At 39.5% G+C, this 24999-nt stretch carries 15 protein-coding genes; 5 read left to right on the forward strand and 10 right to left on the reverse strand.

Annotated features, from left to right (window positions below; all coding sequences use genetic code 11):
- Nucleotides 1-279: 279 nt before the first annotated feature.
- A complete protein-coding gene (locus tag DRB05_RS11420) occupies nucleotides 280-765 on the forward strand; it encodes a hypothetical protein (protein ID WP_128727056.1) in 486 nt (161 codons plus the stop codon).
- Nucleotides 766-839: 74 nt separating this feature from the next.
- Here the strand turns inward: DRB05_RS11420 and rmuC are convergent, their stop codons facing one another.
- The 6 genes from rmuC to DRB05_RS11450 all read right to left on the reverse strand — a co-directional run bounded on the left by rmuC (nucleotide 840) and on the right by DRB05_RS11450 (nucleotide 8985).
- The gene (gene rmuC, locus DRB05_RS11425) at nucleotides 840-2321 is read right to left on the reverse strand and encodes a DNA recombination protein RmuC (protein WP_128727057.1); all 1482 of its coding nucleotides are present in this window, start codon (nucleotides 2319-2321) and stop codon (nucleotides 840-842) included.
- 62 nt (nucleotides 2322-2383) lie between these two features.
- Nucleotides 2384-3070 carry a response regulator gene (locus DRB05_RS11430; RefSeq protein WP_128727058.1) on the reverse strand — a complete coding sequence of 229 codons (687 nt, stop codon included), beginning with the start codon at nucleotides 3068-3070 and terminating at the stop codon, nucleotides 2384-2386.
- A 5-nt stretch (nucleotides 3071-3075) separates the two neighbouring features.
- Nucleotides 3076-3279 (reverse strand): hypothetical protein, encoded by a 204-nt coding sequence (locus tag DRB05_RS11435; RefSeq protein ID WP_128727059.1) that lies wholly within the window; start codon nucleotides 3277-3279, stop codon nucleotides 3076-3078.
- A 234-nt stretch (nucleotides 3280-3513) separates the two neighbouring features.
- The gene (locus DRB05_RS11440; RefSeq protein ID WP_128727060.1) at nucleotides 3514-6606 is read right to left on the reverse strand and encodes a DEAD/DEAH box helicase; all 3093 of its coding nucleotides are present in this window, start codon (nucleotides 6604-6606) and stop codon (nucleotides 3514-3516) included.
- Nucleotides 6607-6776: 170 nt separating this feature from the next.
- Complete coding sequence (locus DRB05_RS11445) at nucleotides 6777-7739, reverse strand: ParB N-terminal domain-containing protein (RefSeq protein ID WP_128727061.1); 963 nt, start codon at nucleotides 7737-7739, stop codon at nucleotides 6777-6779.
- A 13-nt stretch (nucleotides 7740-7752) separates the two neighbouring features.
- Nucleotides 7753-8985, reverse strand: coding sequence for an AAA family ATPase (locus tag DRB05_RS11450; RefSeq protein ID WP_128727062.1), 1233 nt, complete (start codon nucleotides 8983-8985; stop codon nucleotides 7753-7755).
- 702 nt (nucleotides 8986-9687) lie between these two features.
- Between DRB05_RS11450 and DRB05_RS11455 the strand changes: the two genes are divergently transcribed.
- Nucleotides 9688-10902, forward strand: a complete 1215-nt coding sequence (locus tag DRB05_RS11455) for a hypothetical protein (RefSeq protein WP_017216875.1) — start codon at nucleotides 9688-9690, stop codon at nucleotides 10900-10902.
- Nucleotides 10903-11706: 804 nt separating this feature from the next.
- On the opposite strand, the gene DRB05_RS11460 is transcribed toward DRB05_RS11455, so the two are convergent.
- Nucleotides 11707-12573 carry a DNA replication terminus site-binding protein gene (locus DRB05_RS11460; RefSeq protein WP_128727063.1) on the reverse strand — a complete coding sequence of 289 codons (867 nt, stop codon included), beginning with the start codon at nucleotides 12571-12573 and terminating at the stop codon, nucleotides 11707-11709.
- Nucleotides 12574-15034: 2461 nt separating this feature from the next.
- Between DRB05_RS11460 and DRB05_RS11465 the strand changes: the two genes are divergently transcribed.
- The gene (locus tag DRB05_RS11465) at nucleotides 15035-16390 is read left to right on the forward strand and encodes a 3-deoxy-7-phosphoheptulonate synthase class II (RefSeq protein ID WP_128727064.1); all 1356 of its coding nucleotides are present in this window, start codon (nucleotides 15035-15037) and stop codon (nucleotides 16388-16390) included.
- Nucleotides 16391-16421: 31 nt separating this feature from the next.
- Here DRB05_RS11465 and DRB05_RS11470 read toward each other — a convergent pair whose 3' ends face one another.
- Nucleotides 16422-17231, reverse strand: a complete 810-nt coding sequence (locus DRB05_RS11470; RefSeq protein ID WP_128727065.1) for a pyruvate, water dikinase regulatory protein — start codon at nucleotides 17229-17231, stop codon at nucleotides 16422-16424.
- A gap of 143 nt (nucleotides 17232-17374) precedes the next feature.
- Here DRB05_RS11470 and ppsA point away from each other — a divergent pair, with 143 nt between their 5' ends.
- Nucleotides 17375-19750 carry a phosphoenolpyruvate synthase gene (gene ppsA / locus DRB05_RS11475; protein ID WP_128727066.1) on the forward strand — a complete coding sequence of 792 codons (2376 nt, stop codon included), beginning with the start codon at nucleotides 17375-17377 and terminating at the stop codon, nucleotides 19748-19750.
- A 34-nt stretch (nucleotides 19751-19784) separates the two neighbouring features.
- On the opposite strand, the gene DRB05_RS11480 is transcribed toward ppsA, so the two are convergent.
- Nucleotides 19785-19991 (reverse strand): hypothetical protein, encoded by a 207-nt coding sequence (locus DRB05_RS11480; protein ID WP_128727067.1) that lies wholly within the window; start codon nucleotides 19989-19991, stop codon nucleotides 19785-19787.
- A gap of 139 nt (nucleotides 19992-20130) precedes the next feature.
- On the opposite strand from DRB05_RS11480, the gene DRB05_RS11485 reads away from it, so the two are divergent.
- Nucleotides 20131-23169, forward strand: a complete 3039-nt coding sequence (locus DRB05_RS11485) for an FAD-binding and (Fe-S)-binding domain-containing protein (RefSeq protein WP_128727068.1) — start codon at nucleotides 20131-20133, stop codon at nucleotides 23167-23169.
- Between the two features lie 436 nt (nucleotides 23170-23605).
- Here the strand turns inward: DRB05_RS11485 and DRB05_RS11495 are convergent, their stop codons facing one another.
- Nucleotides 23606-24928 carry an HD domain-containing phosphohydrolase gene (locus DRB05_RS11495; RefSeq protein WP_128727069.1) on the reverse strand — a complete coding sequence of 441 codons (1323 nt, stop codon included), beginning with the start codon at nucleotides 24926-24928 and terminating at the stop codon, nucleotides 23606-23608.
- Nucleotides 24929-24999 lie beyond the last annotated feature (71 nt).

Below are 24999 nucleotides of genomic sequence, written 5' to 3' on the forward strand. Positions count from 1 at the left end.
CAAGACTGAACAAGGTACCCCAGTAAATAACACAGAATACAGTACGATACCTATTCAACTTACGACTACAATGTTGGTACTTACTTATTCAATACCAGCTTAAGATTAAGTAATCTCATATCAGAAAGGATGCGGATTTTAGAATTATTCTTTCATTGATAATAAAGAATTTTTAGATCTACCTTATGCTTCATAAGACTCTGGTCTGATGTGTATTCACTCCATCTTTACTCCACATTGAAGCGCTTAAATACCAGCATGCAGAAACGGAGAGTACCCATGACACAACGGACGCTAAAACATGCTGAATGGTTGAAAATTGTTGAATCTAGAGCGAACCAACAGCAACTTCAAATAAAGCCAAAAAATAAACTATCGCCAGCTGTGATCTGGACTTTTGTACTAGCCACTATGATTTCACTGGTCAGTGCATGGGCACTTATCACAGAAATGCCTGAAGCACCCATTCAGCAGCTTAGTCAAGAATCCCAAATGCGTATCAATCGCTACTTTACCAAACAGTATATGGTTGGAAGCTGGCAGTTCTCACATTTAAAAACCAGTAAAGATGACATCAATGTGTTTATCCGTATCCCGACTAAACTTGCATTAACGGGACAGGCACTTAAGGGTTATATCGAGCAATCACTATGCCCACCGGCCAGTAGCAATGTTTGGCGTGATGTCAGCCAATTTGCGCTTTATATGCACTTGTATTCGGATACGCCACGCCACAGCGACTATGCCAAGTGCAAGGCACCTTAATCATCTGATATTAAATTCTTTTATCTTTCGTTCAAAGGCCCAATGGGCCTTTTTTGCTTTTTGGATTTCAAAGGTTATTTCGAGCTGTCGTGATTGCCAAGCTGACTTACCGGCTCGAGCTCAAGTTTGGCTTTTTCTTCGAGTTCTTCGGGTAGCTCTTTGACTACAGCAACACCTAGCTCTTTAAATTCAGAGGCTTGCTTAATTAAGTTGCCTTTACCCATATACAACTGAGAAAACGCGCGTTCATAGCTCTCTTTTGCTTTATCAAGCTGTTTGCCCACGCCTTCCATACTATGTAGGAAGCTATTGAGCTTGTTATAAAACTTTTCAGCACGGAGCGCCAGCTCTCTGGTGTGTTTGCTTTGCTCTTCAAAACGCCATAGCTGTTTGACTATATTAAGACTGGTTAAAAGTGTTGTTGGCGTTGCTACCAATACATTGTTTTGTAAAGCATCCTGATAAAGTGTTGGCTTATGCTTAACCGCCTCAACAAATGCAGATTCCACAGGGATAAACATAATGACCACCTCTGGGGAGTTAAGACCAGGTAAGCGCTCATAAGATTTACTACCCAGCTCTTTGATCCTTGCAGTGATGGCTTCGGTGTGTGCCACAATGGCTTGATTCGCTTCACTATCGGTTATGGCGTTGATATATCGTGTATAGGCATTCAATGAGGTTTTAGCGTCAATTACCAGATGACGAGATTGCGGTAAGTAAACCACGACATCAGGGCGAAACTTGCCTTCGTCGGTATTAAAGTTTACTTCTCGCTGATAGTCGTACCCCGGACGTAGCCCAGCGCTATCTAGCACATTTTCAAGCATGAGTTCGCCCCAGTTACCTTGTGCTTTCTTTTGCCCTTGTAATGCGGTGGTCAAACGATCTGCTTGCTCAGTCATGGCTTTATTGTTGGCTTGTAAGTGCAACAATTCAGTTTTTAATGACGCCCGTTGCTTCAGCTCTTCACTATGAATGGCTTCCATTTTATCTCTAAAGCCCTTTAATTCACCTTGTACTGGCTGCAACAACTGCTGGATTTTTTCTTTACTTTGATGACTAAAACGCTCGCTTTTCTCATCAAATATTTGATTCGCGAGATTGTGAAACTCTTCTTTAAGCTGGACTTTCGCTTGTTCAAGCTGCGCAAGCTGCTGCTCAAAGCTTAGTTGCTTTTGCTCCAGCAAGGTTTGTAGATTGGCCATTTCAACTTCTAACTCATGAGCATGCACTTGAATTTCTTCCTTAGCATCGAGCTCTCGCTGCCACAACTGCTGATATTCAGCGGCTTGCCGTTGACGCTCAGCTAACCTTGCTTGCAATTGCTGCTGTTGGCCATGACTTTGTAGTTGCTGCGCTCTTAATTGCTCAGCGAGTTGCTCGGCTTGGCTTAGTTGTGACCTAAGTGCTTGCTCGGAGGCGAGTTGAGTATTGAGTTGATTTTTGAAAGTGCTACGCATGACCCAAACAACGGGGAGTAGAGTAGCCGCACCGCCTGCGAATAGCGCAAGACTAAACCATGCAGGCGTATTAGAGAGCATTGACCAAAGCATATTGAGATCTCATCGGTTCTTCTGCTTTGATAATACCTTAGATATAAATTTCAATCACTTAGTCATTCAGTGATCTGTTGACCATTGTAGCGATATCCGGCGCCATATACCGACTCTACAATTTTCGGAGATAAATCTAATCCTTTGATTTTCTTTCTGATATTTTTAATGTGGCTGTCGATTACGCGATCCGAAATATCAAAGTTATCCGGTTGAATATAATCAAGAATTTGCTGTCTTGAAAAGACACGATTTGGTGCGTCATATAAAAGTGCAAAGACGTCAAACTCAACTTTGGTTAAGCCTAATGTACTGCCCTTCAGTTTAACCGTTAATTCTTCGCGATTTACTTCGATAGGCTTTTGATACGCATTGGAGTTTACACAACGGCGTAAGATTGCTTTCATACGCATCACTAATTCAGCAGCGCTAAAAGGTTTACATACATAGTCATCTGCGCCGACTTCTAAGCCCTGTAAACGGTCTGCTTCTGCCACTTTGGCAGTCAGCATCACAATAGGTACTTCAGAAAACTCTCGAATTTGACGCATACACTCTACGCCATCTTGGTTCGGCAACATAATATCCATCAAGATCGCATCTGGTTGGTTTACCTTTACCCAGGGCACAACTTCTGCACCGTCTGCAATATGAAACATTTCAAAACCGGATGCTCTAAAAAATAACAGCACCTGCTCTGCAATATCTTGGTCGTCTTCGACGAGCAAGATTCTTGATGGGGTAGACATAGGATTTATTTACTCTTTGCTTTTAACTTTTTCAATTGCTGTCTAACTTGACGCTTTAATTTGTCTGAAAGCGTGTCATCGAACAGTAACATGGTAAGTATACTAGACAAGTCGTCTGAACTCGCAACTTCATTAAGTAGATCATAGTCTGATTCTGATTGTGTCTCAATAAAGTTTAAGTGTGAAATTGTCGCATCGTTGCAAAGCATAACGTTATCCTAATTAGTCTATGGCGTTTCTCCGTTATAGCTATTAAAGCGTGAGATTATGGAATAAAAATGGAGTGAATGATGTTTTTTTATCAAAAGAAAAGCCAGCTTAATTAAGCTGGCTTATTACAATCAGTAACAAAGGGGGAAAATCAACATATGCTCACTGCATCAACAATGCCACAACAAGCACTATCATAGACCTTCAGCTTTGTTGATTAGTTCCAAATTTTTTTAATTTTTTATCAGCGCGAGCATCTGTGACTCATCAAACTGACCAAGATTAACGCCAGACTCAGCAAACAGAGCGTCAACAAGGGCTTGTTTATCGCGTTGCATCTTAAACACTTTCTCTTCGATAGAGTTCGCCATAATCAGCTTGTACACGAATACCGGCTTATCTTGTCCGATACGATAGGCACGATCTGTCGCTTGATTTTCCACCGCAGGATTCCACCAAGGATCAAAATGGATAACCGTATCTGCTTGAGTCAAATTCAAACCAGTTCCCCCTGCTTTTAGGCTTATCAAAAAGACATTGCATTTGCCTTGAGTAAACGCCTCAATGGCTTTATCCCGTTGCCTCGTCTGCCCTGTCAGCATAGTATATTTCAACTGTTGCTGTTGGCACTGCTCAGCAATGAGATCTAACACACTGGTAAACTGGCTGAAGATAATTATCTTACGCCCCTCACTGAGTAGCACAGGCAGGTGTTGCGCAAGCCACTCAAATTTAGCGCCGTGTTGGTCGGTCAGCGATTTATCGACCAATTGTGGGTGACAGCAGATCTGACGTAACTTTAACAAGGCATCGAGGAACGCCAGCTTGCTTCTTTCTACACCTTGCTCCTGAAATAGATTGAGCAATTTGCTTTCTACTTGGTGCTGAACACCTTGATATAATTTATGTTGTTCATCAGAGAACTCTAATTCTTTGATGAGCTCTGTCTTATTGGGTAGCTCTTTCACCACCTCAGCTTTTGTACGACGAAGAATAAACGGCGCGATCAGCGATCTAAGTTCTCGAGCTCGAGGGCGATCTTGCTCCTTTTCAATTGGGATCTGGAAGTGTTGCTTAAACTGTTGCTTGGTGCCCAGCACATCTGGCATCACAAAATCAAGCAACGATTTAAGCTCGAGTAAGTTGTTCTCTACCGGTGTGCCACTTAAACAAAGCTTGAAACGGGCGGATAGGCTTTTTACGCATTTAGATATTTGTGCGCTTTCGTTTTTTATATATTGCGCCTCATCCAACACAATGGAATCAAAATCAAGCCCTTTATAGTACGCCACATCGCGCTTAAGTAGCGGATACGTCGTTAGAATAAATCGCGCACCAGAGAGGTTAGTGAGTGCTTCCTCTCTATTAGAGCCATGAATAATAGTAAGTGGTAAATGCGGAGCGAAACGCTTAAATTCGTCACGCCAGTTCCCTACTAAACTCGTTGGACAGACAATTAAACTTGGCTGTGTCACCAGCGTATTATGCTGAGAAATAAAGTAAGCAATAACCTGAAGTGTTTTTCCAAGGCCCATATCATCGGCTAGAATGCCACCTAACTGATGACGATTGAGGAACTTAAGCCAATTAACGCCTTGCACCTGATAATCTCGTAGGGTGAAGCTCTGCCCTTCGCTGGCTGGGATCACTTCAAGACTTTCTATCGGTTTATCTAGCTCAGCGAGGTACTCAAGTAGCTTGTGATCGTCAGAGTCGGTATGAATATGGTCCAGTTCAAACAGCTTTTTGGCATACGACAACGGAAATTTAAATTGTGAGCTTGAAAGGTAATAACTAAAACGAGATTTAAGCTCCAGCAATTCATCAAATACGGACTTGCTTATGGCGTAGAACTGCTCACCGATTTCGACGTAGCGATATTCATGGGCAAGGTTGTTAAGCTCATGAACCGGATGCTTATCCCAGTTGAGCGTAACGGGCTTGTCATCTAACATCACCTTTCCGAGCACATGATGTTGTTTATCTCGTTTGAGGCTTAACAGCACTTTTGGTGTAACAACAAGGCCATTGCTTGGCAACTCGTCAACAACCCAACGTTTACCCTGTAAAAGCGGCCTGATCTCCCTGTTAAACCAATGGACTTCAACGCCATCCTCGGTTGGTAATAAGAATTCGTCGCCCTCATGAACAAAACCCAGACCTGTAAGTACCTGCTCTAACCTTGCTAACTGCTTTTTCGTCGCGCCTTTTCCAAGTGGCTCAATTGCAAAGCGAATTTTATTTGGCCTATCTAGTTTTATAAGCTTAGCGACATTAGATTGCTTACTCGCTAACTGCAAAAATCCAGCAGGAGGCGCAATGACATCATCCGTAAAGATATCTTGGAAACGCGCCATCACCTGCTCTAGCTTCTCTGCCGTTATTGTAGGCATAGTATGAAGGTGGGCGATTTCCTGCGCGGTAAGCTCTGACTCTATTCGGCCAACGATCAAGTTCTCTGTATCTAAATACACAGGAGGTTCTGTTTTAATCAAGCGCCAATGCTCAACATTCGCAAGGCGGCTTTTAAGTTGGTATTCATTGCCTTCTTGATGCCAATAAAAATCTAGCGTTTGCTTGTGTCCAAGCTCCAAAGGTTGGCGCTGGTTACGATAAAAGCAGCGGTGAGTATGTACCAATTGTGTTAGCGCATTGAAACCCCAAGCACCAAATAGCTCAAAATGACCCGGTGTATTTTGCGAGCGGATCCAGCTAAACAAGCGGAAATCGTTTTCTAGTAAGCCAGCTGGCGCAACTTGGCTATTGAGCTGCTGTTCTGTTAGCACTCGACCCAGAGGGTAAACACCGTCGGGCCGATTTGGCGATACCTTAGGGTTTACAAGGACTTCGTTTGCCCGAGGCTCTAATACGAAGAGCAAGACGTTTTCCGCGTCTGCTTTATCTACTTGCTGCAACTGCCCGAGTTCATTAAACCAGTCATTAACCAAATAGGCTTCACCAAAACCACCAGAGTGTTCGATTTTAAGTTTTAGCAATACTGCAGCAATATGTCGGCATTTAGGATTATTCGAACAAGAGCAGTTTGCCTCAACCGAAACCGTACCTTGTGATTGGTTTATTTTGATGTGTTGAGTGAAGGTATTGCCGTAATTTCCCAATACCTGCGCGTCAATTTGCGCAAAGTTTTCGCTGTGTTGGAGGTAGCAGACTTGTTCGTCTTGTAAATACTCCTTAGCTTTCGTAAGTAAAGCTGAATTGAAGTACTGACGAAGAAAACGTTCAGACAAAGGAAATTGATTAGCTTGTTCCTGTTTGATTTCTTCAAATAAAGCGAAAAGTTGCTCTTTAGATAACTGCGAAGACATTAAATGCACGTCAAAATTGAAATAAAGAGCCAGTATATGAAATTAGTGATTTGAGCTAAAGAGAGAAATGCGAGAAATTCGTTAAAAAAGCACTGGTTGGAGGTCAACTGGGTAGAAAAAGCGCTGAGTTGCTTGATAATTCAACCAACTCAGCAATTCTTGTACGAACCTTAGTTATAGCTGCTTAGCAACTTTTGCAATTGCTCTAAACGCTTATCAGTCAATACTCGATTATCTATTTTCACGGTAACATCACCGCTTTTTAGATTTCTTTGCACTCGAATGTAGTCGTTCTCTAACATGGATTCGACGCGAGAATCGCTACTTCCGAATGTAGTTAAGAATTTAGTGATCTGAACAGCACGTTTCTCATCTGACATCTCTTCTGCCATAAAGTCTTGCGTTTTAAGCGCAGCAATTTGCTCTGAAAACAGGTCAGGCTGCTCTTGCTTTGCAGTAATGAGCTTTTTAGCCGCTTCACGACCCAAATGATTTGCCGTTGGATACAACTGTAATACTTCGACCGGAATGCTTTCATAAGCTTTCAACGCATCAGCAATAGCTGTGTGAGAAACGCCTTCCACGGCTGCGATTTCTCGATACGATCCTTTTTGGCCCTGCTCGATCAAGTTTTGCTTAGTGTCAAAATAAGCTTTACCTAACTCCCAAAGGCTTGGAGCGATGTATTGATCGGAAGATACCGCTAATGTTTTTGCATCTTCGTCACTAAAGTCTTTCGAGCTCAACACCACATAATCTGCTTCGGCCAGCAAACAGGCTTTACGGCGTCTTGAGCCTGATAAAACGTGAAGTTTGCCGTTGTGATGCCAACATAGAGCAGGGTGGAGATTTCGCTTATCTTTTTTAATGGCAGGTAATATATCTGCGACTGCTTTTTCGCTTAATAAAGATTGCTCGCGGCGATTCTGCCCATATACGGTGGTTTTACTCTCAATTTCACTAAACGGCACTACTTCACAGGTTAGTACTATGGTTTTTGTCGGATCGCTTGGCGCAGGCATAGTAACCACGTCGCCTACTTTAGCCTGATCTAAAAGATCGTCGAGACTACTCCCCTCAACCGCAGTAGCAAAAGGATCTATTCGTGTATCATTTTTACGTTTTCTAGCCATTATTAATACCTTTTTATTCTGCTAGCGAAGATTGTGTTGAAGGCCAATTTGAACGGATCAGCATCTCTAATTCATCAACCACATCTTTGATATTTTCTTGCGCTTTTAGCAATGCTTCACGACTTGCTAAACTATCTGAAGTCTTTTGGTCAAAAATTGTATTAAATGATGAAGAGCTCGCCGTAATTGCAGAGCTGTGATTGATTGGATAGCTCATTACTTGACGGCCAAACGCACTACGTACATCTTTAACGATATCACGCTGAGAATGGTTGCCTTTAACATAGTTAGTGACTAAAAATTGCATAAAGTCCCAGCCTTCGTGACCAAGAGCAGCAACAGTATGGTATATTTCACCAAGACGCTTCAGGTATTTATTGTTAGCGTCGAAGTCAACAGCCTCTGGATGTACAGGTATTAACATCGCCGTAGACGCCATCAATGCGTTATAGAACATAAAATTAAGAGAAGGTGCGGTATCTACTAGGATAATATCAAACTCGTCTTGTACGGGCTCTATAACCTTCTCTTTAAGCTTATGGTAATGACGTGTCTTTTCGTAGCTTGAACTTTCCTTTAACTCTGTTGCTGTTTCATGTTCAAAGTAAAAGTCATCCATACCTGAAGGTAGTACACGAATATTTGGAATGTGGGTTTCTTGGAATGAGTTAGAGACAAGATCTTTCCATGTTTCACCTTCATCTAATTCAATGCAATCTCTCATTAGATCACCAACCGTGATCGGTTCATGATCATTCGATGGAAAAAAGCTTGATGATGATCCCTGTGGATCAAGATCAATGATCCCAATGCGATAGCGCTTAATATTAGTTGTAGCTAGTGCCGCAGCGATATTCACCAAGCTTGTTGTTTTACCACAACCACCTTTCAAACTATTGATCACAATGACTTGTAATTTATCGTTAGACTTTCGTTGATCTGCATTTACACCCAGAACATCTGCCATAGCGAAGATATTTGCTAATGTGTATGCATAATGACCGTTTGCACCTTTCTTTATATTAATGGTATCAAAGTCACCTTGGTCATGACGTCTTTTTAGTGTTCTATTATTTACACCAAGTAGATCTGCGGCAGCCTTTTGCGTATAAGTTCTGAGCTCTTTTTCTTCAGTTTTAAGATGAGCTCTATAATGTTGAATACGACCAGCAAGTGATTGTTCAGCTACTTCTGCCGTAGCTTTCAACAGCCGGTACGTTGATAGCGCATTGTTATTTATAGACATACACATTATCCTTTATTTGATAACGAATATTATAATGTCCATATATTTTGCTGTAAACACAAAAAAACAAAGACATTTGTAATTTTGATTTACATCTAAGTATAAATAAGAAAGTTTAGATATGGTTAAATATATAGGTATTAAAGGCTAAGGTAAGGAAACTATACGCTATCCAACTGTTTTACATCGTTTTTTTTGTTTTTTATAGATCTACTTTTTACTAGGTTAAGATCAGATCTCTTATAACTCCGAGATCGAAATTTTACTAACTACTATTTCAAAAAGTTATATATAAACAGCTTATACACATAATTATTCACAGTTATGCCTCTGGAGATCAAATTTTTACTAAGTAAGATCAAACTGTTATGCACAGATGGTATAAGATCAAGTGCTTTAAGGTATGTATAGATCTGATCTCTACTTAGCATAGATCAGATCCTTACTAATTAATGGTGGAGTTTTCCACAAGTACGTCAGGTTTGTCGTTGTAAGTCCGCTAAATAAGCCTTAATCAAAGGTTTTTCAGCGTTAATTTTACCTTAGTTAGTAAAAACTTGATCTGAAAATAGGCCCTACCTAGTAAAACAATGATCCCAACAAAAAAAGTTACTTCGGATCACTTTTTTACTAACTTTAATCATTAACTTTTTCTGTCGAATATGTTGTTATTAGACGTCATGAAAATTTGGAAGTAAAACAATGAGCCGGAAGGTGAACATCTCTGTTGACAATTTGCCTGATTCACTTCGTGGACAGATCCATGGTGTAGAAAGTGCAATCGATAACGAAAGTTTGGCGTTGTTTACGGATAATAAAGATGTTCGAGTATCTTTAGAAAATGCCGCCCATGGGTTAAGAGCTTATTCTAACACCTTTAATCATTACGATTTATGGGGACGCTTTGTTCGTTCGGGGCATAAAAAATTACCGTTAGAAGAAGCGCCTAAAAAAACGATCGTAACGAGAAAAATATCTGAAAAAGTAGATGGTATTCTATACGAAGGTGAGATAAAAATTACGCCTGCTGTTGTTAGTACTAAAAAAGACGGTGATGACGAAGAGTTTTTAGTTTGGCCATCTGACCGCGAAGAAAAGGTCGAGCGCGCGTTGATCCGCCTAGCTTCCAAAGGCAAGATTGTTAAAATAAATTTTAAGTCCGGTATTCAATACGCAGTTATTTTTTCAATGAATGAGCTTGCTCAAGAATTAAAAGCTGTTGGTCAATCAATGCCTTATCCGCAAATTAAAGAATCTTTGGAAGCCCTTCAAGGTTCTAAACTTTCGTTCAAATACACGGCCACCGATACTAAAAACCCAAGTATTGATGATTCATTTTACGAATCAAACATGAATTTTCTGTCGTCGCTACACTTTAGTGGAAAAAAAGGGCAGGGCGGGAATATCAAATGTGTTGCATGTTTAAATGCATTTGTTCATAACATGATCGATAACTTGGAGTATAAAGGTTATTATTTCAACAGTGCTCAAGAGTTAAAACGTGGTTTGTCTCGTTGGATGATGCTACGTTTGTATCATCTATGGCGTTATGCAGCCCCAGGTAAAACTTATCACTTTCGCCTAATTTCAATTATGGAAAAATACGGCTCAATTTATTCTGATGATGAAATTACAGAGAATAAATTGAAGGCACTTCGTCGTGATATGACCACAACAATGAAAGATTTGATCGAGAAAGGGGCAATATCCGAATACAACATTTCAAATGTTAAGGATGAAAAATCCGGAAAAATCGTTGATTATGTGTACGAAATGCACCCATCTGCTCAATTCTGTGACGAAATATTGGCTCTCAATAAACACCATAAACGTATCGAAATTCAAGGTGGTAAACGTATCGTCGAAAATGTTGAAGTAATTGATGAAGATACATTAGAAGAAATCGTTAAGAAATAAGATTTTCTGTTTTGGCTAGGATAGTATTTCTAGCCAAAATAAAGAACTTTGGTATCAAAGCTAATTTCTATTTCAATGGAGGATACTTTCCGAGCGAAATTTATCGCCACCCAATTCTTCAAAAAGATGGAGTCTGAAGAGCTAAAAGTCTTCTTGAAATTTTCTGCGGTGAAAAAATACTGCCATCAATATATCCTGAAACTACATCAGCGGATTAAGTCAATTCTCTAGTCCTTGGGAGATCTAATAAGTATATCGATAATTCAAATTTTCCTATTTAGAACAATAAAATAGAAAAACTCTGTTATCCAACAGAAGTTGATTTTTTAGTGATTTCTAGATGCGAGTCCGTAGGCGATAAGCTATTTCAGAGCTTAACACGTAATGATAAATCAAAATTTAACCTGAAGAAATTTAGTACTTAATCTGTGAAGATAACGATTTCATTACAGTCTTATAATACCAAGTAGTCTTGATACTTGTTCAATTTGAAGGAGCAAATCTGATACTAACTGCGTTAAAAATTTCTCATTTAGAACAACTAAATAGCAAAATTCCCGCCTTGCCTACATGGATGTAAGTACCTTGGCGATAGCTGGACGCGGTAATGGTGTTATCGACAAGATTTTCTTCGCCTCAAAAGAGATCACTTAATTAAATTAATTGGTATAAGTTTTAAAGTGTATAGAACACATCATACTATAATGAGGACAAGTCAGTTAGCGCTTGCATGGACTATACTAATTTAACAAGATTATGTTAAATTAATTGCTATCGTCAGATTCCGTATGAATTACCTTATTATTAATCAAATTTCTCTAAATAAATTCTATCGACTAGAAAGTTGTACTCTCGCTTTCTTGGATGATCATCTTTTTGTGTAAAATGACTTAGCTCTCCAAGTTTAGTGTCTGGATTCGGGTTAAAGAGTATAAATGGAAGTGCGGCACTCACATGATAGCGATTCTGAGCTGTATATCTTACATTCACCTCAGGTGTTACTCGGGTTGGCCTTCTAATTCTGAGTTTTGCATTTTCTGATAGACTAGAAACTCTATATTTTTCTTGTTCTACAAGCTGTTGCCACTTTTCCTGATCTATCATCCTTGGATTTGAATAAAGTGAAGAGCGATTCAACATCTCCATAGCAAGTTCTTTACTCAAAACTCTGGTTGCATGTTTTTTCATCCAAGTAAATCGAACGGAATAGGGAGCTTCGGATTCGCTATGTATTTTTCGATAGGCAGCTAAAGTCATTAAGTTAGGAACTGCACTATGAACAGCTTCGAATCTGGCATCATTGTTAGAAATTTCCAAAATAGCATTTTTAAAATTTTCTTTGGCAAGATTCACTGCATTCACCCTAGACTTGATAACTTCTTTAGGGTCATTGACTAACAAAAGACCTGGAAACCTTTGCAACAACTTTCCGCTTTCTCGGTCGTTTAAATAGAGGTCGCGATAAGCATCTAAACATTTAGAGAGTGCTTTTTCGCCTTCTATTTTTTTAACAGTTATATTTGTTGGAGCGGTTTCTTCATCTTGTTTTTTTATATCTGGCAGTTCGTAAAAAGTTGCCTTTTTAATATCAGCTTCTGTTAATTCATGGCATAGCTGATTAATGTGTTCATTAAGAATGTCGAAGGTTGAACGTATATTAAATTTATTCATTGTATGATGTGTTCTTGTTATCTCTCTCGCATTATATCAAAAATAATGAAATCTCGCTAAGCGATTTTATTATGAGTATCTAATGGAACAAACTAACCATATCACTTGCCGTTTGCTAAATTAAGCTAAGTATCGTTTTAGTCGATCATTGTTGAGAACTTAGTTATTTGATCAATTAGCTGTGGGTATTTTGTGATGATGCATACTTTTATTGATCTTATAAGTATGATGTGTTCCCTGGGATATATGTAAATTATATCAGAAATATTCTGTTAGCTCATATTTATCTTCACTTATTAAGCTTTTATTTGGAGTGTCTAGGTTTTAGAGAAATAAAATATCTATTAGTGAATTTTAAAATAGGAAAGTGATTCTATGTCGTTTTGATGAAATAGCTAATTAGTTTTGTAGAGTTGAAATTGTTTTATCTCACTTTGTATGATGTGTTTCTTTCCGATAGACTAAGTTATATCAAATTTTTTGGATTTCTCCTATAAAATTAGATTTTTGTCACTTTTGAAGGGAGTTTCTAATGGGCAATACTATCAGGCTAAAAAGCAGTGGTGGCTAGTAACCACTCAGAACAACAACGCTACTTGTCAGCTTTTTGATTAACTTTTAAATTCAACACTGATTTTATATTCATGAAAAAACTGTATGATGTGTTCCTTTATCCTCGCGATAATACTCTTTTTTATAAATTAAAGTCAACTTTTGATACTGACAGAGTCTTCTTCTGGTTCAATATTTTAGTGTTGAAAAACAATAGTAAGTGCTCACTTATTTTGTTTCGACCGTACTTTTTCGTAGACATGAAGGTTTGATAGATCCTAGTTAGGCTAGGAAGGGAAGATGATAGATGGTTGGTAAGTGTGTACTTACTTTGCGATGACTATCATTTGGGACCCTTCAAAGGGTTGGCTAAGTTATAGAGTAAAACACTGAATTTAATTTTTCACTTTCTAAGAGAATAACCGTACCACTTCTTTTTCTGGGCTATGAATCTTCGAGTAACATCCGCACTTTTTCAGTCGTACCTGACTAAAATACGAAGACGATTAAAAGACAAGTTTATTTTTTCTACATGCACATGTTCAGTGCTAGTACTAACTTTATAATAACTAAACCAGCTACTTCTGTGATTGTTTACTGTTATTCAAACTTCACCGGAATAAATACTAATGTCAATGCCGTACTCGATTTGTAGTGAAGTTAAAATAACGGACAAACACAAGTAGATAGAAGACACATCTCATGTGCTTTGGTTATTTGAATATCATATAGTTTTTACACTTGTGCTCATGGTCAGATCGTCGAAGAGTGAAGTAGACAGAGATCTTTCAAGCGTTTGAACAGTTTGTTTGCGAACGAGTCAAGCTAGATGAGCTAACTGCTCATGGGACAATATCTCTGAAATTAACTGGCCAGAAACTAGTGAGAGTTTTGGAAATGAAAATAGCAATTAAGCGAGTAACCTTATGCCTAATTATTTTAGGCAAAGTGATTAGCTGTAAGAATAAAGGTCGTTGTGTTAGATATCGAGAAAAGAATGAGGGGCAAGAGTAAACTCAGTAGTACTGCGTAATCAATACCACCTTTTTGACAGTAGAATACTTTACTTATTTTTATCTGGTTATAGAGTTAAGCACTGTGTTACCCGGCGAGATTTCGTTGTTTCAATAAGATAGCTTAATCAAGAAAACTTATTTTAATAGTCCAGCGCACTGAAGAGAAATCTCCCCTATTTTTCAGCATTGAGCTCTCATTGGAGGAGAGGGCTGTTGGAAGTACCTATACGTGTTAATGCTTCCAAAAACTATATAGCACATGTGGTTAGTACTCATAGCAATCACTATAGACTCATTTTTTCTTGCTTCCTTCCTACTCATAAAATACGACGAGTCACTACCCAGTGACTTATAGCTGACTTGAAGAATTACTAGTCTGAACTTAAACAAATATCAATTTAACATAATAATAAGCTAAAGTCAGTGTATCGTCTTTGTATATAAATGCTCTGTAAGATGATTTGCTGAAGAGGTAGGGTAGGAGCCTGCTTGCTCTCAAATTCTTGAATTGACCTCTAATCAAGGAACTCAAAGTGAAAAACAAGATGTCGACAAGATTATATTTGATATCGATTCCAGGGTCTTCAATTCACTCTAAATTCCTGATGTTACTCATTATAGCGAATAAAGATCAGCTGATAAAAGTCTGATAGTTGCCAACTTTAGGTCTGCTTTTTTGCTAGCTGGAAAGATGTATTAAAAATCACCTTATTTTAAGAAGCTTAGTACTGTGATTAATTTGTAAAACAGTTTTAGCTAAAGTGTCATTATAATAAATTATATAATGTATGATGTGTTCTTTAACAAAACAAACTAAAGTTTTTCCTTGATGAATAAGGGGGCTTGGGGTACTGTTCAATGGTGGTAACACATATTGGAATGAGGAAAATACAATGGCTAATTGGAGCCCAAATAGCTGGAGAGATAAACCTATCTTACAGCAACCTGAATACCCAAATTCAGAGAAGTTAAAATCAGTTGAAAAAGAACTAAATTCAGCACCGCCGCTCGTTTTTGCAGAAGAGACGCGAAGCTTGTATAAAAGCCTAGCAGATGTTTGCGAAGGTAAAGCTTTTATATTGCAAGGTGGTGATTGCGCAGAATCGTTTTCAGATTTTAGTGCCGCTAATATTCGTGATACGTTCAAGACACTTTTGCAAATGGCTGTCGTATTAACATATGGCGGTAAATGCCCGGTAGTTAAGATTGCTCGAATGGCAGGGCAATATGCTAAGCCCCGTTCTTCAGATTTCGAGACTATTGAAGGTGTTTCTTTACCTTCATATCGTGGTGATATCGTTAATAGTTTTGAGTTTACGGAAGAAGCACGTATCCCAGATCCTGATAGATTGATGAAAGCATATCACCAGTCTGCAGCAACACTTAACCTACTTCGCGCGTTTGCACAGGGTGGTCTTGCAGATCTGCATCAGGTAAATCGCTGGAATATGAGTTTCGTAGCTGCAAATCCGTTAAAAGACAAATTTCAACAACTCGCGGAGCGTATTCAAGAAGCACTTGAGTTTATGGAAGTTTGTGGCATTGATTCAACAGTAGCACCAAGCCTGAAGGAAACTCCGCTTTATACCTCACACGAAGCGCTATTGTTAGGTTATGAAGAAGCCTTAACTAGACGAGACCACTTATCTGGGGACTGGTACGATTGTTCTGCTCACTTTGTTTGGATTGGTGAACGTACTCGTCAATTAGATCACGCTCATATCGAATTTTTCCGTGGTATTAAAAACCCTATTGGCGTAAAGGTTGGCCCTGGGATGCAAGAAGATGAGTTAATTAAACTTGTCGATGCGCTTAACCCTGATAATATTCCTGGTCGTCTAACACTTATCACACGCATGGGTGCAGATGTGCTGCCGGAAAAGCTGCCTAAATTAGTTCGTAGAATTCAAGAAGAAGGCCGCAAAGTTATTTGGACTTCGGATCCGATGCACGGAAACACTGAAAAAGCGACGACTGGATATAAGACACGTAGTTTTAACAATATCCTGAGAGAAATCAGTCAGTTCTTCGCAGTGCATAAAGCTGAGGGTAGCTATCCTGGTGGTGTGCACTTAGAAATGACAGGGCAACACGTCACTGAATGTGTTGGCGGTGCCTACGGTCTATCAGACGAGGACTTATCTCAGCGTTACCGCACCCAGTGTGATCCGCGTCTAAACGCAGACCAAGTTTTAGAGCTAGGCTTTTTAGTTGCAGATCTACTAAAAGACGCTCGCAAAACAGTATAAATAACAAACAAAAGGCCGCATTGCGGCCTTTTTAGTACTTATGGCGCTTTAGACCTGTTTCAGAAATAATCTTTGCTGATATTTCCTCAACGGAATAACGTGTGCTGTTCAAGTAAGGCGTTTTATTCTTTTTAAATAGCATCTCAACTTCTTTGACTTCAATACGGCATTGTCTGATTGATGCGTACTTTGAGTTTGCCATCCTCTCCTGCCTTATTGCAGCTAACCTTTCTGGCTCTATGGTTAAACCAAACAGCTTACCTTTATATTTATCCAAACATTTAGGTAGTCTTCCACTTTCTAAATCATCTTCCGTCATTGGGTAATTCGCGGCTTTGATCCCATATTGCAATGCTAAATATAAGCTAGTTGGCGTTTTACCGCTGCGGCTGACACCTACCAATATGATGTCTGCCTCGTCATAATCTTTAATATTTGCGCCGTCATCATTTGCAAGTGCGTAGTTAACTGCATCTATTCTAAAATCATAAGAAGATTCGTGAATGCTATGCGTGCGGTGCATTTTGGGCACCGGCTGAACTTTTAGCTCTCTTTTTACTATTTCGCTCGCATAAGATAAAAAGTCGTAACAAACCCCTTGCGACGATAAAATAATATCGGACAATTCTGGATTAACGAATGTAAAAAACACCAACGGCTTCTCACCTGAACTTTCAGCGACAGAGTCTATTAATTTTTTGATTTCATTTGCTTTTTTTGTTGTCTCTACAAACGGTATCGTTTGGTGATTAAATTCTACAGGGAACATTGAAAGCGTTGCGTGACCAAACACTTCAGAGGTGATAGCGGTGCCATCGGAAATATAAAATGCTGTTCTCATTTTGCTATTATTCATTCAGAAATTGTTGAAAATAAGCCATCGCGGTTTACGAAGACTGCCTTACCGTTGTAGAATGCCCTTGACCAAGTGGAAAGGTCAATTAATCTCTCACATTTAATACAATTTGTTTTGGAGACAGTTCCGTGCAAGACTACGTTCTCTGGTATCAAGAGTTGGGTATGCAAGATGTACCTCGAGTTGGTGGTAAAAACGCTTCTCTAGGTGAAATGATATCTAACCTTGCTAACGCTGGTGTACAAGTACCTGGTGGATTCGCAACAACAGCTGATGCGTTTAATGAATTTCTTGAGCAGTCAGGCCTCAATGAAAAAATCCACTCAATCCTAGATACTCTCGATGTTGACGATGTCAACGAATTAGCCAAAGTCGGCACCCAAATTAGACAATGGGTTATCGATACACCATTCCAACCAGAATTAGATAAAGCAATCCGTGAGGCATATAGCCAGTTACACGGTGACGCAAGCCAAGATGTCTCCTTTGCTGTTCGTTCATCAGCAACAGCAGAAGATATGCCAGACGCCTCCTTCGCTGGCCAACAAGAAACTTTCCTAAACGTTCGTGGCATAGATGCCGTAATGGTCGCCATCAAGCATGTTTTTGCTTCGCTATTTAATGACCGTGCTATTTCTTATCGAGTACACCAGGGCTATGATCACAGAGGCGTCGCGCTTTCTGCCGGTATTCAGCGTATGGTGCGTTCAGACAAAGCATCGTCTGGTGTTATGTTCTCAATAGATACTGAATCAGGCTTCGAAGATGTTGTTTTTGTTACTTCTAGCTATGGTTTAGGTGAGATGGTAGTTCAGGGCGCAGTGAACCCAGATGAATTTTATGTTCATAAGCCAACTCTAGCAAAAGCAAAACCTGCAGTTCTTAAGAGAAATATAGGCTCAAAAGCAATCCAAATGATCTACTCAAGTGATGAGTCTCACGGAAAGCAAGTTGAGATTGTTGATGTAGACTCAGCACTATCTAACCAATTCTCGATTACAGACGCAGAAGTAGAAGAATTAGCAAAACAAGCTGTTATTATCGAAAAGCACTACGGTCGTCCAATGGATATCGAATGGGCGAAGGATGGTAATGACGGTAAGCTTTATATCGTTCAAGCCCGTCCAGAAACCGTTCGTTCAAACGAAGATGCGAACGTAATGGAGCGCTTCCAGCTAAAGTCAAAGTCTGAAGTTATTGTTGAAGGTCGTGCAATCGGTCATAAGATTGGTTCAGGCGTAGTTAAAGTCCTGTCTTCAATTGATCAAATGGACTCGGTAAAGCAAGGCGATGTACTTGTTACTGATATGACGGATCCTGATTGGGAACCTATCATGAAGCGTGCCTCTGCTATCGTAACGAATCGTGGTGGTCGTACTTGTCACGCAGCAATCATTGCTCGTGAGCTAGGGATCCCAGCAGTAGTTGGGTGTGGTAACGCAACCGATTTGATCACTAATGGCGACACGGTAACAGTATCATGTGCAGAGGGCGATACAGGTTATATCTATAAAGGTGAACTTGAATTCGATGTTATTTCTTCTCGCATCGATTCAATGCCAACTATTCCGATGAAGATAATGATGAACGTAGGTAACCCAGATCGCGCATTTGATTTTGCGAAGTTACCACATGCAGGTATCGGTCTTGCGCGTCTTGAATTTATCATCAACCGTATGATTGGTATTCACCCTAAAGCACTACTTCATTTTGATAAGCAAGATGCAGAGCTACAGGCTGAAATTAAAGAGCTAATCGCAGGATATGAATCACCAGTAGAGTTCTATATCAGCAAGCTAGTTGAAGGTATTTCTACGCTAGGTGCGGCATTTGCTCCGGAGCGTGTAATCGTTCGCATGTCTGACTTTAAGTCAAACGAGTATGCAAACTTGGTTGGCGGTCAGCAGTATGAGCCTGAAGAAGAAAACCCAATGATTGGTTTCCGCGGCGCATCCCGTTACATTTCCGAAGACTTTAGAGAGTGTTTTGCATTAGAGTGTGAAGCTATCAAACGTGTTCGTAATGAGATGGATTTAACTAACGTTGAAATCATGATCCCATTCGTTCGTACCCTAGAAGAAGCAGCTCAAGTTATTGAAATTCTTGAAGCTCATGGTCTAAAACGCGGCGAGAATGGTCTAAAAGTCATCATGATGTGTGAACTGCCATCAAACTGCCTGCTTGCTGAAGAATTTTTAGAATATTTCGATGGCTTCTCGATAGGTTCAAATGACCTTACCCAATTAACACTTGGTCTGGACCGCGATTCTGGCCTTATTGCACATTTATTTGATGAGCGAAACCCGGCTATCAAAAAACTGCTTTCAATGGCAATTCAAACCGCTAAGGCGAAGGGCAAATATGTAGGTATTTGTGGTCAAGGCCCATCGGATCATGAAGATTTCGCAGCTTGGTTAGTTGAAGAAGGAATTGATTCTGTCTCACTTAACCCTGATACAGTACTTGAAACGTGGCTTTATCTAGCTGAGAAGTTTAATAAATAATTTAATGGCCCCAATGTAACACATTGGGGCCATTTCATTTCTGAAATGTCCTATCTAACTTTTCGCAGCCAAGCTTAAACAAACGCTGCACATTTTTTAGGTGCTTCTTCGCACCATCATGATTCATTGAAAAGCACACAAGTGCCGCAAGTAAAAAGATAATCGATGGACCGGGCACAACAAAGAAGATCAATGCTAGAATGCAAAACACGATACCAGCGAGGTCGTAAATAATTTTCATGTTATTTCCTCCTTTACAATAAGAGTATAAGATGCATGGTGAAATAAACTATTTCCAATTGTAACAAACCATAAAATTCTCAAGTTGATCATTAATCCTTCGTGATACAATTAATTCAAAGCAAGTAAAATATACCGTCATGATCGCAAATATTAGTCAGCAGGATTCTGCAAACGAACTTATCAACCTCTATCAAAGCAAACTAATTGATGCAGGTTTTAGTGGAGACATTGATTCGAGTTATGCAACTCGCCTTGTTACATCAACCGACAATAGTATCTATCAAGAAATCCCTCAAGCTGTATTGTTTCCTAGAACAAATCGAGACGTACAGCTTGCGCTGGAAATCGCCCAACAAGACCCGTTTTTATCTCTTACCTTTGGTCCGAGAGGAGGAGGAACTGGTACTAATGGTCAATCACTTACTCCAGGTATCGTGATAGATCTTTCGAGGCACATGAGAGAAATTCTTGAGATCAATGAACAAGAAGGTTGGGTTCGAGTTCAAGCGGGTGTAATCAAAGATCAGCTTAATGACTTTTTAAAACCTTACGGTTATTTCTTTTCTCCAGATCTCTCCACCAGTAACCGAGCAACAATTGGTGGTATGGTAAATACTGATGCGTCGGGTCAAGGCTCTCTCGTTTATGGTAAAACAAGCGATCATGTACTTGGGTTAAAAACCTTTTTGGTGGACGGTACAGAACTAAATACCTCAAAGTTAGCAATTGACAAAGCGGAGTTACTAGCTGAGCAAAACTCAAAGACTTCTCACATTTATGCGAATGTCATCGAGATCTGTCGAAACAATCGAGCACTTATACTTGAAAAATTTCCAAGACTAAACCGCTTTTTAACGGGTTATGACCTCGAAAATGTATTCGACGATTCACTAACCACTTTTGACTTGTCTCGAATTATTACGGGCTCTGAAGGTTCGCTTGGTGTTGTCACCGAAGCAAAACTCAATTTAACGCCAATTCAGCCATTTAAAACTTTGATCAATGTTAAGTATGATTCATTTGAATCTGCACTCAGAAACAGTCCTTTCTTGGTTTCCGCTAATGCAACTTCGGTCGAAACCGTTGACAGTAAAGTCTTAGGTCTTGCCAAAGAAGACATCATTTGGCACTCAGTATCGGACTTAATTCAAGATGTACCCGGTGTTGAGATGCAAGGTCTTAACATGGTTGAGTTTAATGGTGAATCAGAAGATGAAATTTCATCTAAAGTCGATAGCTTATGTCAACGATTGGATCAGCTTATTGCGAACAAAGAAGCAGGTGTTATTGGCTATCAGCTTACCAATGATAAGGCGGATATCCTTAAGATTTATGCGATGCGTAAAAAGTCGGTTGGCTTATTGGGTAACGCCAAGGGCAATAAAAAGCCACTTGCTTTTGCTGAAGATACAGCCGTTCCACCTGAAAACCTTGCTGATTTTATCATTGAGTTTAGAGAGTTACTTGATAGTTATCAATTAGATTATGGTATGTTTGGTCATGTTGACGCCGGTGTTTTACACGTACGCCCAGCGCTTGATATGTGCGATCCTGAACAGGAAAAACTACTACGTGTGATCTCAGATAAGGTAGTGGCGTTAACCGCAAAATACCGAGGACTAATGTGGGGTGAGCATGGAAAAGGTTACCGAAGTGAATACGGACCTGAGTTTTTCGGTGAGCAACTATTTAATGAACTTCGTAAAATTAAAAGCTTGTTTGATAAAAACAATCGCTTAAATCCTGGAAAAATTTGTACACCACTGGATTCAGGTGACCAATTAGTGTCAGTCGATGCGCAGAAAAGAGCTTGGTTTGACCGAACAATCCCAACTGAAGTAAAAGTAAACTACGAAGCACCGATCAATTGTAATGGTAATGGACTTTGCTTTAATTATGATGATAAATCACCAATGTGCCCATCGTACAAGGTCACCAAAGATCGCAGAAACTCTCCAAAAGGACGTGCAGGCTTATTCAAAGAGTGGTTAAGACTCCAAAACAATAAAGGGGTTGATTTGATTGCGACAGAAAAACAATTAATCAACCATGAAAATGACACTACTTGGTGGGAGCGCTTTCTAAATACCCGTAAGAAAAGCGAATATGACTTTTCCCATGAAGTTAAAGCATCAATGGATGAATGTTTAGCCTGTAAAGCGTGCACAACGGCATGCCCAATAAAAGTTGATGTTCCTACGTTTCGCGCTAAGTTTTTAAACTTTTACTACAGTCGTTACAATCGACCACTTAAAGACTACCTAGTTGCGAACATTGAACGTGCACTACCTACTATGGCCAAGTTCCCAAATGTAGTTAACGCCCTACAAAGTAACAAAATATCAAACTTTTTCGTTGAACGGCTAATTGGCTATGTTGACTCGCCGGCACTAAGTAAGATGCAGCTTAACAAGTTAGTGCCGAACAAATATTTCTATTCAGAGGGCCGTTTCGAAAAGTTAAGCGATGAAGAACAGCAAAGCGTAGTATTTGTTGTTCAAGACCCCTTTACGAGTTTCTATGAAGCGGAATTAGTATCGGACTTTGTGCAAGTTATATCAAAGCTTGGGTTTTATCCACTCGTGTTACCATTTAAACCAAACGGTAAACCACAACACGTTAAAGGTTTTTTAAAGGAATTTAAATCGACCGCGAGCAGCGCTGCACAGTTTTTGAATACAATCAGTGAATATAACAGGCCTCTAGTTGGGCTCGATGCTTCTTTGGTGATGTGCTATCGCGATGAATATAATGATATCCTAAAAAAGAGTAGGGGTAACTTTAAAGTACAATTGGCGCATGAATGGCTTTCAACTGTTGAAATCCCGACGGCTGCGACAATCAGTCCGTCAAAATTTACGTTAATAAGCCACTGTACAGAAACAACAGCAATGCCTGAATCAAAAGGTGTTTGGCAAGGCATTTTTAATAAATTGAACTCTAATTTAGAAGCGGTTAATACCGGATGTTGTGGCATGGCGGGAACTTATGGCCACGAAACGCAAAACCAAGAAAATTCAAGAGCGCTCTATGAATCCTCTTGGCAGCATCATATTGATAACACCGCTCTAGATGAAGTATTAGTGACAGGTTTCTCTTGTCGCTGTCAGGTTAAACGCTTTAAGGGAATAAAACCAAAGCACCCACTTCAAGCACTTAACAAAATGTTAGATTAAATCCTAAGAATGCCCAGTTTACTGGGCTTTTTTATAATTAATTTTAACTAAAGCCAATATTGGCTTAATATGACTTTATGTATGATGTGTTCCCTCATACTGAAAGGAGCCGCTATAATACCAATTAGCTTAAAATTAAGTGATCTATTTTGAGGCGAGAAAATCTTGTCGACAACACCGCTATCGCAGGCTGCTATTTCCTAGGTACTCACATCAATGTAAGCAAGGCGAAATTATTGCTATTTAGTTGTTCTAAATTAGAAACCTTTAAAGCTGTAAGCGTCAGGTTTGCTCCTACAAATTGACCAAGTATTAAGACTCATTGATATAGTTTAGCAGTTCATTCGTGTTAACATCCGAGAAAGCTATATTGGCTATCATCTAAACACTGTCAGTAAACAAGTATTTAATAAAGCTCTCACCAGTAAGCATATAATTATCGCTTAATCATAATTCGAAAAGGTATTGGACGCTGCGCTTCAAGCTGCTTAAGTTTTTCAATAGACTTATCGGTAAAGGTGTGCCCTTTTGGTAATAATAAAATTCCTTGATTGCTGTGAAGTGCTAAGCCCAATGTCAAGCCAGGTTTGAGCTTTTCGGTGGTCAAGATATCAACCGAGCCGACTTGATCTTGGCCTAACTCGTTGTTATTTACTGCTTGCTCCAAAATATCAACAATTTCAGGGGAATAAAAGCTTCCCCTATAGGTTCGAATAAGGTCTAGTGCTAAATCAGCTCTCTCGTTATCAGAACCATTCGTGCTATATAAATTGTCATAATAATCTCTAGCGACTGCAAGTATTTGTGAGCCCAAAGGAATTTCTTTACCTTTAAGCCCTTTAGGGATACCTTGGCCATTGAACTTTTCAAACTGATGATAAATCGCTTCAGCTACATCAGATAAGTGCTGCGCCGGCATCAACATAAGCTGTGCAATGGAAGGGTGTGTATAATAGATTTTCTTTTGTGCTTCGCTTAGCTTTCTTATTGGTGATTTATAAATTTCAGGATCCATAGCAAGTAAGCCAACTTCAGCTAAATATCCCGACATCATGGCCGTTTCAGCTACTTCATTTGAGAGCGCTAACTTCTTGGCTATGATTCTACATAACTTGGCTATATTTTTTGCTTTTTTCCCATCAATAAAAGGATTCGCATTCAGAAAATTATATAGCAACTCTACGGTCGCTCGATGTTCTTTACGTTCTTTTTGGTTAGCTTGCTCTAATTGACTTAATACTTTACGGATCTGCGCTGTCCGTTTTTGTACTAATCCTTCCAGGTTTTCATTTAGTTCTGTTAGTTGCTCATTTTTTTGTACTATCTCTTTATTAAGCTTCTTATTTAATCTTTTTAATCTGTATTTCTCTGAACACTCTCTTACCGTATGTACGAGTATATCGTTATCCCAAGGCTTTTGAATGTATGCATGGATCCCACTTTCGTTAATCGCTTTAATTGTTGATGAGAGATCAGAATATCCGGTAAGTAATATCCTTTGTGTATCTGGGCAAATACTCTTCACCTCGTGTAAGAAAGTAGCACCATCCATTTCGGGCATCCGCATATCACTAATAACAACCTCAAAAGAGGATGCTCGCACAAGTGACAAGGCTTGTTGTGGATCATTGCAGAGCTCTGCGTGTATTCCATTTTGACGAAATAATCGATTGAGCGAACGGATCACGTTCGTTTCATCATCAAGACAAAGTATACGTATTGCTTCACCTGCAGTCGTCGATTGCTCGTCAAATTCCAAAGTTCATTCTCCTAAACGAATTAAGTTAAATCTAGTTCAAAAAGGAAACAACGACAAGAAAGGGAGTAAGT

The sequence above is a fragment of the Pseudoalteromonas sp. A757 genome, from assembly GCF_004103285.1.
Classification (GTDB): Bacteria; Pseudomonadota; Gammaproteobacteria; order Enterobacterales; family Alteromonadaceae; genus Pseudoalteromonas; species Pseudoalteromonas galatheae.